The following is a 14639-nucleotide window of genomic DNA, read 5'->3' as shown; positions in this document are numbered from 1 at the left end:
GGACGGCCCTCGCAAACGCGCGCAGGCCCCGCCGCGTCGAGGACGGGGCGGGGCCTGCGGCGACGGACCGGGCGGATCCGTCAGAGGCTCAGAGGCTCAGAGGCGCTCGGGCGTCCGGATGCCCAGCAGGGTCATGCCCTGGTGCAGGGTGCGCGCCGTGACGTCGCACAGGAACAGGCGGTTCTCCACCTGCTCCGGCGTCTCCGCCTTCAGCACCGGGCACTTGTCGTAGAAGGACGTGTACAGGGACGCCAGCTGGTACAGGTACGCGGCCAGCTTGTGCGGGGCGTACTCGGTGGCGGCCTCCCGCACCGTCTCCGCGAAGGCGTCGGCGTGCAGGCCCAACGTCCGCTCCACCTCGGACAGTTCCAGCTCCGGGTGGGCGCAGGGCCGTACCTCTCCGGCCTTGCGGAGGATCGACTGGATCCGGGCGTAGGCGTACTGGAGGTAGACCGACGTGTCGCCGTTCAGCGAGACCATCTGGTCCAGGTCGAACTTGTAGTCCCGGCTCGCCGAGGTCGACAGGTCCGCGTACTTCACCGCGCCGATGCCCACTTGGGCACCCCGCTCGGCGATCTCCTCCTCCGAGAGGTCCTGCGCCTTCTCCCGGACGACCGCCGAGGCACGCTCGATCGCCTCGTCGAGCAGGTCGACCAGGCGGACCGTCTCGCCCTCACGGGTCTTGAACGGCTTGCCGTCCTTGCCGAGCACCGTGCCGAACGCCAGCTGGTACGCCGTCACGTCGTCGTTCAGCCAGCCGGCCCGCCGCGCGGTCTCGAAGACCATCTTGAAGTGCAGGGACTGCCGGGCGTCCACGACGTACAGCAGGGTGTTCGCCTTGAGGTTGAAGACCCTGTCCCTGATCGCCGACAGGTCGGTGGCCGCGTAGCCGTAGCCGCCGTCGGACTTCTGGACGATCAGCGGGACCGGGTTGCCGTCCGGGCCCTTGACGTCGTCGAAGAAGACGCACAGGGCGCCCTCCGAGCGGACCGCCACGCCGGACTCCTCCAGCAGGCGGCAGGTCTCGGCGAGCATGTCGTTGTAGCCGGACTCGCCGACGATGTCCGGGTCCCGGACATCCATGTCCAGCTTCTCGAAGACGGAGAAGAAGTAGATCTTCGACTCGTCCACGAACTTCTGCCACATGGCCACCGTGTGCGCGTCGCCGGCCTGGAGGTCCACCACCCGGCGCCGGGCCCGCGTCTTGAACTCCTCGTCGGAGTCGAAGAGCTTGCGCGCGGCCTTGTAGAGGCGGTCGAGGTTCGACATCGCCTCCGCGCCGGTCACCTCGGACGCCTTGTGGTCCAGCTCGTGCGGGTGCTCGTCCAGATACTGGATGAGCATGCCGAACTGGGTGCCCCAGTCGCCGATGTGGTGCCGGCGGACCACGTTCTCGCCGGTGAACTCCAGGAGCTGGACGACGGAGTCGCCGATCACCGCGGACCGCAGGTGGCCGACGTGCATCTCCTTCGCCACGTTCGGCTGGGCGTAGTCGATCACCGTCGTGCCCGGCTGTTCCGCGTACGGCACACCGAGCCGGCCCTCGGAGTCGGCCGCCCGCGCCGCGAGGTTCTCCGTGATCGCCCGGTCGGTGACCGTGATGTTGAGGAATCCGGGTCCGGAGACCTCGATGTCCTCGATCAGATCAGCGGTGACCACGTGCCCGACGACCTGCGCCGCCAGCTCCCGCGGGTTCGTCTTGGCCCGCTTGGCCAGCGCCAGGATGCCGTTGGCCTGGAAGTCCGCCCGGTCGCTGCGTCGCAGCAGCGGGTCCGCGGCGGCGGTCTCCGGCAGGGTGGCCGAGAGGGCGGACGCGAGGCGCTGGTGGACGGAAGCGGTGAGGGACGTGACCGAGGCCATAGGAAAGGGTGCCGTTCTCCTCGTGCGGATGGATAGACAGGCCCAGTATCCCATGCGGGGTAAAGCGAATTTTCCGGCCGACGGGCGAACGCCGGGCCGCTCGCGCCCGTCCAACGCGTTGAAAAGGTGTTTTCGCGGATGCCGACCCGCCTGGGACAATGGAGCGGTCAGCCGTGCGACCGTAGCGGCTGCCCACGGAGAACCTTCAGAGAAACTTCAGGGAAAGAGGACGTGCCGATCGTGGCTCAGAGCACCGAGACCGCCGACTGGGTCTCCCGTTTCGCGGACGACGTCATCGAGGAGTCGGAGCGTCGGGCCCCGGGCAAACCGGTCGTCGTCGCGTCCGGGCTGTCGCCGTCCGGCCCCATCCACCTGGGCAACCTGCGCGAGGTCATGACCCCGCACCTCGTCGCCGACGAGATCCGCCGCCGCGGGTATCCGGTGCGGCACCTGATCTCCTGGGACGACTACGACCGGTACCGCAAGGTCCCGGCCGGGATCGCCGGTGTCGACGAGTCGTGGGCCGAGCACATCGGCAAGCCGCTGACCTCCGTCCCGGCCCCGAAGGGCTCGGCGCACCCCAACTGGGCCGAGCATTTCAAGGCCGCCATGGTCGCCTCGCTCGCCGAGCTGGGCGTGGAGTTCGACGGCATCAGCCAGACCGAGCAGTACACCTCCGGCGTGTACCGCGAGCAGATCCTGCACGCGATGAGGCACCGCGGCGACATCGACGCGATCCTCGCTCAGTACCGCACCAAGCCCAAGGCGGCCAAGAAGCAGCAGAAGCCCGTGGACGAGGCCGAGCTGGAGGCCGAGGAGGGCTCGGGCGCCGCGTCCGAGGACGACGGCAGCTCCGGCTCCGCCGGCTACTTCCCGTACAAGCCGTTCTGCGGCAACTGCGAGAAGGACCTCACCACCGTCACCGCCTACGACGACGACTCCACCGAGCTGACCTACGCCTGCACCGCGTGCGGTTTCTCGGAGACGGTCCGGCTCAGCGAGTTCAACCGCGGCAAGCTGGTCTGGAAGGTCGACTGGCCGATGCGGTGGGCGTACGAGGGCGTGATCTTCGAGCCGAGCGGTGTCGACCACTCCTCGCCGGGGTCCTCGTTCCAGGTCGGCGGGCAGATCGTCGGGATCTTCGGCGGCAAGCAGCCGATCGGCCCGATGTACGCCTTCGTGGGCATCTCCGGCATGGCGAAGATGTCGTCCTCGCGCGGTGGCGTCCCCACCCCGGCCGACGCGCTGAAGATCATGGAGCCGCAGCTCCTGCGGTGGCTGTACGCCCGGCGCAGGCCGAACCAGTCCTTCAAGATCGCCTTCGACCAGGAGATCCAGCGCCTGTACGACGAGTGGGACAAGCTCGCCGCCAAGGTCGCCGACAGCTCGGCGCTGCCCGGTGACGTCGCCGCGTACACGCGCGCGGTGGGCACCGCCGCCGGCGAGCTGCCGAAGACGCCGCGCCCGTTGCCGTACCGCACGCTCGCGTCCGTCGCCGACATCACCGCCGGCCACCAGGACCAGGCGCTGCGCATCCTGTCCGAACTCGACCCCGCCAACCCGCTGGGCTCGCTCGACGAGGCCCGCCCGCGGTACGACAGGGCAGAGGCGTGGATCAACACCCACGTCCCCGCCGACCAGCGCACCATCGTCCGCGAGGAGCCCGACACCGACCTGCTGAAGTCCCTCGACGAGCCCTCCCAGCAGTCGATCCGGCTGCTGCTCGACGGCCTCGGGGACCACTGGTCGCTCGAAGGGCTCACCCACCTCGTCTACGGCGTGCCCAAGGTCCAGGCCGGGTTCTCCGCCGACGCCACGCCCAAGGAGCTGCCGCCGGAGATCAAGACCGCCCAGCGGTCCTTCTTCGCGCTGCTCTACCACCTGCTCGTCGGCCGCGACACCGGGCCGCGACTGCCCACGCTGCTGCTCGCGGTGGGCCAGGAGCGGGTGCGGGCCCTGCTCGGGGAGTAGCGCGAACAGCGAAGCGACACGCGGCGATACGACGACGAAGAGGGGCCCTCGTGCGAGGGCCCCTCTTCGTGGTTCAGGGGTCGTTCGGGGTTCACGGCTCAGGCGATGTGGTCTTCCTCCAGCTCCGCGTTGAAGCGGTTGGAGAAGCGGCTCACCAAGTGCTTGGCCTCGTTGTCGGGCAGCGAGATCCCGTACGTGGCCTCCACCCCGTCGGCGAACTCGCGGGGGGTGGGCAGGCTGCCGTTGATCGACTGACGGAAGACCTGGTAGTAGGCCTCCTCGTCCGGCTCCGCGGGCGGGGTGCCGCCGCCCTCGCCGAGCTGGCGGGTGCGGTTCGGGCCGGCCGGGATGGGGAAGCTGCCGGTGTCCTCCGGGGAGGGCTCGGGCTGCTGCGGCTGCGGGGCCTCGCCCTGGTGCTCCTGGTACCCCTGGTCTTCCTGGTACCCCTGGTGTTCCTCGTACCACTCCTCGTACGGGAGTTCCTCGTACGGAGGCTCCGGCTCGTACGCCGGGTCGTAGCCGCCGTGGTAGTCGACCTGCTGGGGGGCGGAGAACCAGGGACTCGCTTCGTCCGGGGCCTGCTGCCCGCCGTTGTGGGGGCCGGCCAGTTCGGGCCGCTGCCCGCCGGGAGGCGCCTCCGCCAGCGCCGGAACGGACTGGGCGGCTCCCCCGTCGCCCATCCGTGGAGCCTCGGCGGCGCGAGCGTCCGCGGCCGCCTCGACCTGCGGGCGCGGCGGGATCAGCGCCGGTTCTATGCCCGCCGCCGCCAGGCCCGCCGGGGCCGTCTCCCCCAGAGGGACGCCGTAGCGGGCGAGGCGCAGCGGCATCAGGGACTCCACCGGGGCCTTGCGGCGCCAGGCCCGGCCGAAGCGGGAGCGCAACCGGGCCTGGTAGACGAGACGTTCCTGTTCCAGCTTGATGACCTGGTCGTAGGAGCGCAGCTCCCACAGCTTCATACGGCGCCACAGCAGGAAGGTGGGGACGGGGGAGAGCAGCCAGCGGGTCAGGCGGACGCCCTCCATGTGCTTGTCCGCCGTGATGTCCGCGATCCGGCCGATCGCGTGCCGCGCCGCCTCCACGGCGACCACGAACAGCACCGGGATCACCGCGTGCATGCCCACGCCCAGCGGGTCCGGCCAGGCGGCGGCGCCGTTGAAGGCGATCGTGGCCAGCGTCAGCAGCCACGCGGTCTGGCGCAGCAGCGGGAAGGGGATCCGGATCCAGGTCAGGAGCAGATCCAGGGCGAGCAGCACACAGATGCCCGCGTCGATGCCGATCGGGAACACATAACTGAAGTTCCCGAAGCCCTTCTTGATGGCGAGTTCACGGACGGCCGCGTACGAACCTGCGAAGCCGATACCGGCGATGATCACGGCACCCGTGACGACCACGCCGATGAGAACGCGGTGCATCCGGGTCAGCTGTGGCGTGGCCACCCGTAACTCCCTCCCCTTGCGTGTTGGTTGCGCGCAACAGGGTGGCACATCTGTGCGAGGGGTGTGGGACCGGTCCGGTTGCTCCGCTTCCGCGGGCCGTCCGTGGGTCAGCCGTGGGACGCCGACTTCGACGGTGAGGCCGACGTCGACGGCGACTTCGCGGGGGACTCGGACGCCGAGGAGGAAGAGGAGGTGCTCGGCGCACCGCCGCCGGACGCGCCGTTCGACGTCGCCACCGCGGTCACCGCCTCCTTGGCGGCCTTCTCCGCGGACTTCGTCAGGCCGTTGGCGTCCGGGGTCGAGTCACCGGCCAGACCGGCACCGTTGTAGTCGAGGGTGACGACCACGTTCTCCGCCCGCGCCACGACCGTCTGCTGCTTGAAGGCGCCTTCCTTCTTCTTCAGGTCGTAGCGCACCACCGTGGCCTCGTCGCCGGTCCCGGACACCGGCTCCGACTTCACGTTCTGCGCGTTCTCCACGCTCCGGGCGTCCTGCAGCTGCCGCTCGTAGAACGCCTGCGCCTGCTTCTCGCCGGAGCCGCGGGTGACATCGGACTCGAAACGCAGCAGCGACACGTTGAGCCAGCGGAACTGAGAGCCCTTCACGCCGTTGTTGTCCAGGCTGTTCCAGGAGCAGCCGGCACGTGTGGAGAGGTCGCTGGAGGCGCTCTCCTTGCCCGACTTCGTGCCCTTCGGGACCAGTTCGCCGAGTGTCTTGGCCGAGAGGATCTTGCACGCCTGGGGCAGCTTCGCGTACGCCGCCGCCTGCACCGTCGGCGACGGGCTCGCGCTCGCGGAGCCCTTCACGTCGCCCGGCGCGGTCTGCTGGGCACCGCCGCCGGAGCCGGAGTCCGAGGAGGAGCAGGCCGCGGCGAGCAGCATCACGGGGACGGCGATCGCGCAGACGAGGGCGCGGTTCGGACGCTTCGCTCGCGGGGTGCGCGGGGCTCGCCCCCACTGCCTGAACGGCGTGGGAGGTACCCCCACTTCTCGCTGGGCTGCTCGCTGCATGGTTCCTTCGCTCATGACGCTCGTGGTTCCTGCGGTCGGTTCGGGTCCGAGGGGCCACCGTACGCGGTGAGACAGCCGTGCGGTCCCACTTGTCGTACTGAGCGCGGCGGCACCGGGTGCCGCGCGGGAGTCGTCAACCACCCAGTGAATCGGCCAGGCGAGCGGCCAGTTTCCTTGCCTTGTCCTGCATTTCCTTGCTGTCCGGGACGACGCCGACGGTCGCCGGCTGCTCCTCGTACACGATGGTCACGATCACGTTGGACGTGCGGAATGCCACAGTCACGGTGCGCTGCTGGGCGGTCGAACCGGAGCCGCCGAGCGCGTCGTCGAGCAACGCCTCGTCGCCGAGATCGCTCAGGAGCCGGGGCTGGAGGTCGGCCGAAGCGGCGTCGCCGGAGGCGGACGAGGAGGAGTCGGGGGAGGGCGAGGACGCCGAGGACGCCGAGGGTGACGGGGACGACGGCGGGGTGCTGCCGGAACCGGAAGGGGATGCGGAGCCCGCGCCGGAGGCGGTCCTGGACTCGGTCGTGGAGGCCGAGTTCTCGGTGGCGGTCGGCTCGGGAAGGTGCGCGGCGGCCCGTTTGGCGGCGAAGACCGACTGCGCCTGACTGTCGTCGCTGACGGTGTTGTCGTAGGAGACGACCCGCTCGAAGTCGATGGAGAGATGGTCGGTGGCGTCCGAGGACTCCACCTTCCAGCGGCATCCGACCTTGCGGTCGGTGTCGTACGTGAGCGTCGCCTGGCCCTCGTAGGCCTTGTCCCGCTGGTCCACGTCCATGATCTGCTTGATGCCGGGGAGCAGTGAGTCGAGGGTGTTGTGGCCGACCGCGCGGCAGGCCTCCGGAAGCGTCCGGTACCTGCCCGGCTGGGCCGCCGCCGTCGTCGCGTCGGAGCCGCCGGGGTTGGCGTTGTCCGCCCGGCCGTCACTGGACGAACCACCGGTGCAGCCGCCCAGCAGCAGCGCCGCGAGGAGCGCGGCCGCGCCGGGTACGTACGCCTTCCGCAGCACGGTCAGGCTCCTCTCGCTTTCGATGGCCCCGCTGGTTATTCGCTTGCCGGGCGGGGGCGCTCCCTGGAGACAATGTGTATCGCACGCACTGCCGTGGACGCCGGTCCGTTGTCCTGTTTCGCTGACCTTGGCGCTGGTATTGCGTTTCCATGCTTCTGTTGTGTTTCCGGGGGAATGAGGGCGATATGTCGTATGTGGAAATGCCGGGCGCGAAGGTCCCGATCCGCATGTGGACCGACCCGGCGACGGTCGAGGACGTGGCGATGCAGCAGCTCCGTAACGTCGCGACCCTCCCCTGGATCAAGGGCCTCGCCGTCATGCCGGACGTGCACTACGGCAAGGGCGCGACGGTCGGCTCGGTCATCGCGATGCGGGGCGCGGTCTGCCCGGCGGCCGTGGGCGTGGACATCGGCTGCGGAATGTCGGCCGTGAAGACCTCGCTGAGGGCCGGCGATCTCCCCGGCGACCTGTCCCGCCTCCGCTCCAAGATCGAGCAGGCGATTCCGGTGGGACGGGGAATGCATGGCGATCCCGTCGATCCGGGACGGTTCCACGGTCTGGCCACCGCGGGGTGGGACGGGTTCTGGGGGCGTTTCGACGGGGTGGCGGAGGCGGTCAGATTCCGTCAGGAGCGCGCCACGAAGCAGATGGGAACGCTGGGCAGCGGAAACCACTTCGTGGAGGTGTGCGTCGACGAGTCCCAGTCGGTGTGGCTCATGCTGCACTCCGGCTCCCGCAACATCGGCAAGGAACTCGCCGAGCACCACATCGGCGTCGCGCAGAAGCTCTCGTACAACCAGGGGCTGGTCGACCGCGACCTCGCCGTCTTCGTGGCGGACACACCGCAGATGGCGGCGTACGAGCACGACCTGTACTGGGCCCAGGAGTACGCGAGGTACAACCGCGCGATCATGATGGCGCTCCTGAAGGACGTGATCCGGCGGGAGTTCAAGAAGGCCAGGGTGACCTTCGAGCCCGAGGTGAGCTGCCACCACAACTACGTGAACCGCGAGCGCTACGAGGGCATGGACCTCCTCGTCACCCGCAAGGGAGCGATCAGTGCCCGGGCGGGGGAGTACGGCATCATCCCGGGCTCCATGGGCACCGGCTCGTACATCGTCAAGGGCCTCGGGAACGAGGAGTCCTTCAACTCCGCGTCGCACGGCGCCGGCCGGCGCATGAGCCGCAACGCCGCCAAGCGCCGCTTCTCCACCAGGGACCTGGAAGAGCAGACGCGGGGCGTGGAGTGCCGCAAGGACTCGGGCGTCGTCGACGAGATCCCGGGCGCCTACAAGCCGATCGAGCAGGTCATCGACCAGCAGCGGGACCTCGTCGAGGTCGTGGCGAAGCTGCGGCAGGTCGTCTGTGTGAAGGGCTGAGGTCCGCGGGCGCGGCCGTACGCCCGGGCCGTGCGGCTACTTGGCGTGGCGGACCGCGTAGATCATCACGAAGGCGACGACGTGGATGCCGAAGAGGAAGTAGCCGAGGTAGTACCAGACGTACCGTTCGCGCTTCTTCTCCAGGGCGAGGCGCGCGCGCTCCGGCTCCCGGTCCTGGTCGTCGGTCATCACAGCTCCCGGTGGACCTTGGTGTTCGACGCCTGGGCGCGGGGGCGGACGACCAGGAGGTCGATGTTGACGTGGCTGGGGCGGGTGACCGCCCAGGTGATGGTGTCGGCCACGTCGTCGGCCGTCAGGGGCTCGGCCACGCCGTCGTAGACCCTGGCGGCCTTCTCCCGGTCGCCGCCGAAGCGGGTGAGGGCGAACTCCTCCGTCCTGACCATGCCGGGGGCGATCTCGATGACCCGTACCGGCCTGCCGACGATCTCCAGGCGGAGGGTCTCGGCGAGGACGTGGGCGCCGTGCTTGGCGGCGACGTAGCCGCCGCCGCCCTCGTAGGTGCCGTGACCGGCGGTGGAGGAGACCACGACCACCGTGCCGTCCCCACTGGCCTCCAGCTGGGGCAGGAGGGCCTGAGTGAGGTTGAGGGTGCCGAGGACGTTCGTCTCGTACATCGTGCGCCAGTCGGCCGGGTCGCCGGTGGCGACGGGGTCGGCGCCCAGTGCCCCGCCAGCGTTGTTGACCAGGACGCCGATGGCCTTGAAGGCCGTGGCGAACTCGTCCACCGCCGCGCGGTCGGTCACGTCCAGCTGGTAGGCGGTGGCGGAGTGGCCGGCCGCGCCGATCTCCTCGGCGAGCGCCTCGATGCGGTCCTTGCGGCGGGCGGTCAGGACGACCCGGTAGCCGGCGGCGGCGAGCTGCCGGGCCGTGGCGGCGCCGATGCCGCTGCTCGCACCGGTCACGACGGCGATGCGGGAGGCGGCGGACGGGGCGGCGGTGGCCATGGGCTTGCTCCTCGGGGACGGGTGTCGGGTGCGTGTCTGCGCGGTCGTCGTCTCCAGCGTAGGGGAGCGTCAGCCGCCGTTCCGTGGTGCCCACATGATCACGGCCATGCCCGCCAGGCAGACCAGCACGCCGGTCACGTCCCAGCGGTCGGGCCGGTAGCCGTCGGCGGCCATGCCCCACAGGATCGAACCGGCGACGAAGATCCCGCCGTAGGCGGCGAGGACGCGGCCGAAGTGGGCGTCGGGCTGGAAGGTGGCGACGAAGCCGTACGCGCCGAGCGCGAGGACGCCGCCGGCTGCCCACATCCAGCCGCGGTGCTCGCGCACGCCCTGCCAGACCAGCCAGGCGCCGCCGATCTCGAACAGCGCGGCGACGACGAAGAGGGCGGCGGAACGGAGGATCAGCATGAGGGCAGCCTCGCACGAAGCCTCTGCCGGGAAGAGGGCGGTCCGGTCGACCGTTTTCGGTCACACAACGTGACACGTGCCGGCTGGTGGCCTCGACTGCCCCGGTATGGCGGGAACCAATCAGAATAGTCATGAACAAGCCATCAAAATGGCCGGTCTTGTGCTGTCGCCGATAAACGTATGGTTGATCACATCCGGTTGTTGACCTTGGCCAACTGATGTCCCTTTCCTTCCTGTTGACGCTCCCTTTGCCTGCCCGTTTTAGATACGGAAGTCAGCTGTGAGAGCGGCATGGGTGGGATGTAGCGGGGATGTGGACTGGATTGCGGGGCGGGGGCAGGGCCTTCGGGGCGCTGCTGAGCGTGACGTTGGCCGTGGGAGTGGTTCCGGCCTTGGGAGGCGGTGAGGCCGCGGCGGCTGTGCCGGCCGCGTCGCGCGGCGCGGAGGCAGCTCCTGCCGATGGTGGTGTGTCGGAGGCGGACGCTTTGGCGGAGGCCAGGCGGACGGGGAAGCCGGTGGAGGTCTCCGCGCGGCGTGGGGAGAGCCGTGAGGTGTTCGCCACGCCGGAGGGGAATCTGGAGGCGCGGGAGTATCTGCGTCCGGTGTGGGCCCGTGGCCAGGGTGGCTGGAAGCGGGTCGACACCAGTCTGGTGGCGACCGGTGAGGGGATGGTCGCACCGAAGGCCGCGACGGTGGAGGTGGAGTTCTCCGCCGGTGGTGGGTCGGCGCCGTTGGTGCGGATGCGGCGGGCGGGGCGTGAGCTGAGCCTGTCGTGGCCGACGGCCCTGCCCAAGCCGGAGCTGGAAGGCGCGGTGGCGACGTATGCGTCGGTGCTGCCGGATGTGGATCTGCGGATGACCGCGCAGGAGGACGGTTTCACCCAGTTGCTGGTGGTGAAGTCGGCGAAGGCCGCGGCGAGTGCGGAGCTGGCCGAGCTGCGGTTGAAGCTGTCGGCGTCGGGCCTGGACGTGCGGGAGACCGACGGGGGCGGGCTGGAGGCCGTCGACCAGGGCGCGGCGGGCGCGGTGTTCGAGGCGCCGAAGCCGATGATGTGGGACTCCAGCCCGGGCGAGCAGCAGTCGCGGGTGCGGACACTCGGCACGCAGGCCACGGCGCCGCAGGAGTCGAGCGGTGAGTCGGGCCCGGCGGAGTCGGGCAAGCTCGCCCCGGTCGGCGTGGATGTGACAGCCCGGCAGGACGAGCTGGTGCTGACCCCGGACGTGGACGTGCTGAAGGGCGCGGACACCACCTACCCGGTGTACATCGATCCGCAGTGGTACACGCCGAAGGCGTCGGCGTGGACGATGGCGTCGAAGTACTGGGCGTCGTCGCCGCAGTGGAAGTTCAACGGCGCCGCGGACGCCGGTCTGGGTTACTGCAACTGGGACTACTGCGCCCCGCATGACACGAAGCGGCTGTTCTACCGGATCCCGACCTCGACGTTCGCGGGGAAGTCGATCCTGTCGGCGGAGTTCGTGGTGCGTAACACGTGGTCGGCGTCGTGCAATGCGCGCAGTGTGGAGTTGTGGCAGACCAAGGACATCTCCTCCTCGACCACGTGGAACAGTCAGAACGCCTCGGGTTTCTGGATCAAGCAGCTGGCGTCGAAGTCCTTCGCCTACGGCTATACGGGCTGTGCGGCCAAGGACGCCGAGTTCGATGTGAAGTCGGCGGTGCAGACGGCCGCGAACAACAAGAGCGCGACGATGACGTTCGGGCTCCAGGCGGCCAGTGAGACGGACGGTTATGCCTGGAAGCGGTTCTCGGACAAGGCGTATCTGCGGGTGCAGTACAACCGGCCGCCGCCGCAGATCAAGATGTCGCAGCTGACGATGGAGTACGGCGGCACGTGCAAGAAGCCGGCGGAGGCGGCGCGGGTGCGCACGCTGGGCAAGATCTACGCGAACAGTGTCACCGACCCGGACGGCGACACCGTCGCGGTCGAGTTCCAGGCGTCGTGGGACACCGGGGACGGCAAGGGTGTGATCGCGCGGTGGAAGCCGGCGCTCACCTCGTACAAGAAGTCCGGGTCGAGCTTCTCGATCAGCCTGCCGTCCAATGTGCCGCAGAACAAGCAGATCTACTGGCAGGCGCGCAGCTACGACGGGGCGCAGTACTCGCCGTGGTCGTCCTCGGGTGACCCGACGGCCTGCTACTTCTCCTACGACACGAAGGTGCCGAAGGCGCCGTCGATCAGCTCGGGCGAGTACCCGGCCTCGAACCCGGAGGACCCCGAGGACCCGTGGCACGACGGGATGGGCAAGTACGGCACCTTCGAGCTCAAAGCCGCCGACAGTGATGTGACCAAGTACTGGTACGGCGTCAACGGCGACCCCACCTCGAAGAACGCGGTCACCACGTCCGCGGGCGCCGCGAAGGCCATCCGCATGCTGCCGGCCAGGCCGGGACTGAACTTCGTCACCGCGCAGGCCTTCGACCAGGCCGGCAACGCCGGAGAGGTCCGCACCTACCAGTTCCGGGTCAAGGCCGGACAGCCCGAGCGCGCGATGTGGCAGATGGACGAGGCCGCCGGTGCCACCACAGCCGTGTCCACGACCACGCCGCGGACCGTGCGGCTGCACGGCGGCGCAGCGCTGGGCGCCGCGGGCAGGAAGGGCACCGGTCTGCACTTCGACGGCACGTCCGGGTACGCCGACTCCGACCTCACCGTGGTGGACACCTCGGACAGCTTCTCCGTGGCGGCCTGGGCGCGGCTCGACCGGATGCCGACGTCAGCGGCGATCATCGCCGCCCAGCCGGGCAACCACTCTCCGGGCTTCGAGCTGTACTACTCCCAGTCCTACGACCGGTGGGTGTTCAACCAGTACACCTCCGATACCGCAGGGGCTTCCATCGCCCGGGCCATGGCCGCCGCGCCCGGGGACGCCAAGGCGGGCGCATGGACCCATCTGGTGGGCGTGTACGACGGCAAGGCCAAGCAGCTGCGGCTCTACGTGAACGGCACGCAGGCCGGTGCCACCGCGTACACCACCGCCTGGGAGGCCCGCCGCGGGCTTCAGTTGGGCGCCGGGATCTACAGCGGTGTCCACAAGTCCTTCTTCCCGGGCACCGTCGACGATCTGCGGATCTTCGACCGGGCGGTCAGCGCGGCCGAGGCCGGGCGGCTGTACCAGGACCAGGAACTCACGACCGGCCGTCCGGCGCGTGCGGTCTTCCCGCTGGACGAGGAGGCGACCGCCCAGGAAGCGGCGGGAACGGCCGCCCGGCAGCCGCTGACCCTGCACGGCGGTGCGAACCTGGGCGTGAAGGGGGTCGCGGGCAACGCCCTGAAGGTGGACGGGACCAGCGGCTACGCGGCCACGGACCTGCCCGTGCTCAACACGGCCCGCTCGTACTCCGTTTCCGCCTGGGCGAAGCTGCCCGCGGGAGGCACCAGCGGCAATCGCACGGTGCTCAGCCAGAGCGGCACCTACTACAGCCCGTTCTACCTCTCCTACGAGGGGGAGGTGAACACGTGGAGCCTGCGCACCTCGCTGGAGGACGTGGAGTCGGGCAACATCCGCGATCAGCGGGTGCGGGCCAACCAGCCGGCGCGGCCCGGTGAGTGGACCCATCTGATGGCGGTCCACGACGTCGACGCCCAGCAGATCCGCCTGTACGTCAACGGGCAGTTGCAGGGCAGCTCCGCCGCGCCCAAGACCTGGGAGGCCCAGGGGCCGGTGCAGGTCGGCCGCACCATCTGGACGGGCAAGTACGTCGACTACTTCGCCGGGGAGGTCGACGACGTACGTCTCTTCGACCGGCCGGTCACCGATGACGAGGCCCAGCAGCTGTTCCGGCAGCGTCCGCTGGTCAAGGGGCGCTGGACGTTCGAGACGGCGTCGGGCTCCCCGCTGGTGACGCCGGACAAGTCCGCGTCGGGCAACGGCATGACGCTGTACGGCGGTGCGCAGCTCGACTTCGGCTGGGTCGACGGCGGCGTGAGCCTCGACGGCGTCAACGGTTACGGGGTGACGTCCGCCGTGCCCGTGGACACCGGCGCCAGCTTCACCGTCACCGCCTGGGCCCAGGCGGCGGCCGTCCCGGCCAAGGGCGTTGCCCTGCTCAGCATGCCGGGGGCGACACAGGACGCGTTCGCGGTGCGGTACGAGCCGAGCGCCGATCCGGACCGGGATCCGGGCCGATGGCGGATCGCCGTGGCGTCGGCCGACAGCACCGGCGCCACGGTCGCCCAGGTCGACAACGGCCAGTTCTTCAGCCCGACCGACTGGACGCACCTGGCCCTGGTCTACGACGGCTTCACCAAGCAGCTTCAGCTCTATGTGAACGGTGAGCTCGAAGAGGTGGGGTGCGCCGACGGCGACGGCGACGGCGACGGCACGGCGGACGGCTCCGCCTGCACGGACCGGGTCTCCTGGGCGGACGACGTGCTGTCGTTCCCCGCGACACGCCCGTTGCAGCTGGGCAGGGCGCTGACCGGGCCGAGCACCTGGGGGGCGTACTGGCCCGGTTCGGTGTCCGACGTGTGGGCCTTCCAAGGCACGTTGACCGAGGCGCAGGTCAGGCAGCTTGCCACCGGCCAGTTCGGCATGGCCACCGAGGTTCCCGGGGGCGAGTGACCCTCTCCGTGGCCGGCCTGC

General features: G+C 69.9%; 10 protein-coding genes. 3 read left to right on the top strand and 7 right to left on the bottom strand.

Annotation, left to right across the window (positions count from 1 at the left end; genetic code table 11):
- Window positions 1-96: 96 nt before the first annotated feature.
- Window positions 97-1860 carry an arginine--tRNA ligase gene (gene argS / locus TNCT6_RS13050; protein WP_141359531.1) on the bottom strand — a complete coding sequence of 588 codons (1764 nt, stop codon included), beginning with the start codon at window positions 1858-1860 and terminating at the stop codon, window positions 97-99.
- A 231-nt stretch (window positions 1861-2091) separates the two neighbouring features.
- Here argS and lysS point away from each other — a divergent pair, with 231 nt between their 5' ends.
- On the top strand, window positions 2092-3831 hold the full coding sequence (gene lysS / locus TNCT6_RS13045) for a lysine--tRNA ligase (RefSeq protein ID WP_141359530.1): 1740 nt from the start codon (window positions 2092-2094) through the stop codon (window positions 3829-3831).
- Window positions 3832-3929: 98 nt separating this feature from the next.
- Here the strand turns inward: lysS and TNCT6_RS13040 are convergent, their stop codons facing one another.
- From TNCT6_RS13040 to TNCT6_RS39830, 3 genes are all read right to left on the bottom strand, one after another.
- Window positions 3930-5243, bottom strand: a complete 1314-nt coding sequence (locus TNCT6_RS13040; RefSeq protein WP_141366378.1) for a DUF2637 domain-containing protein — start codon at window positions 5241-5243, stop codon at window positions 3930-3932.
- Between the two features lie 131 nt (window positions 5244-5374).
- Window positions 5375-6292 (bottom strand): DUF3558 family protein, encoded by a 918-nt coding sequence (locus TNCT6_RS13035; RefSeq protein ID WP_141359529.1) that lies wholly within the window; start codon window positions 6290-6292, stop codon window positions 5375-5377.
- A gap of 118 nt (window positions 6293-6410) precedes the next feature.
- Complete coding sequence (locus TNCT6_RS39830) at window positions 6411-7286, bottom strand: DUF3558 domain-containing protein (RefSeq protein ID WP_172632891.1); 876 nt, start codon at window positions 7284-7286, stop codon at window positions 6411-6413.
- A gap of 185 nt (window positions 7287-7471) precedes the next feature.
- Between TNCT6_RS39830 and TNCT6_RS13025 the strand changes: the two genes are divergently transcribed.
- Window positions 7472-8665, top strand: a complete 1194-nt coding sequence (locus tag TNCT6_RS13025; RefSeq protein WP_141359528.1) for an RtcB family protein — start codon at window positions 7472-7474, stop codon at window positions 8663-8665.
- Window positions 8666-8701: 36 nt separating this feature from the next.
- Here TNCT6_RS13025 and TNCT6_RS39825 read toward each other — a convergent pair whose 3' ends face one another.
- The 3 genes from TNCT6_RS39825 to TNCT6_RS13015 all read right to left on the bottom strand — a co-directional run bounded on the left by TNCT6_RS39825 (window position 8702) and on the right by TNCT6_RS13015 (window position 10038).
- A complete protein-coding gene (locus tag TNCT6_RS39825; RefSeq protein ID WP_172632890.1) occupies window positions 8702-8854 on the bottom strand; it encodes a hypothetical protein in 153 nt (50 codons plus the stop codon).
- A complete protein-coding gene (locus TNCT6_RS13020) occupies window positions 8854-9630 on the bottom strand; it encodes an SDR family NAD(P)-dependent oxidoreductase (protein ID WP_141359527.1) in 777 nt (258 codons plus the stop codon). Before TNCT6_RS13020 ends, TNCT6_RS39825 begins: the two co-directional genes overlap by 1 nt.
- Before the next feature lie 69 nt (window positions 9631-9699).
- Window positions 9700-10038 (bottom strand): YnfA family protein, encoded by a 339-nt coding sequence (locus tag TNCT6_RS13015; RefSeq protein ID WP_141359526.1) that lies wholly within the window; start codon window positions 10036-10038, stop codon window positions 9700-9702.
- Window positions 10039-10589: 551 nt separating this feature from the next.
- On the opposite strand from TNCT6_RS13015, the gene TNCT6_RS13010 reads away from it, so the two are divergent.
- Window positions 10590-14618, top strand: coding sequence for a LamG-like jellyroll fold domain-containing protein (locus TNCT6_RS13010; RefSeq protein ID WP_253266093.1), 4029 nt, complete (start codon window positions 10590-10592; stop codon window positions 14616-14618).
- Window positions 14619-14639 lie beyond the last annotated feature (21 nt).

Origin of the sequence: Streptomyces sp. 6-11-2 (assembly GCF_006540305.1) — a bacterium.
Taxonomy (GTDB): Bacteria; Actinomycetota; Actinomycetes; order Streptomycetales; family Streptomycetaceae; genus Streptomyces.
Note: the sequence above shows the minus strand (reverse complement) of the source record. Positions and strands in the feature narration are given on the sequence as shown.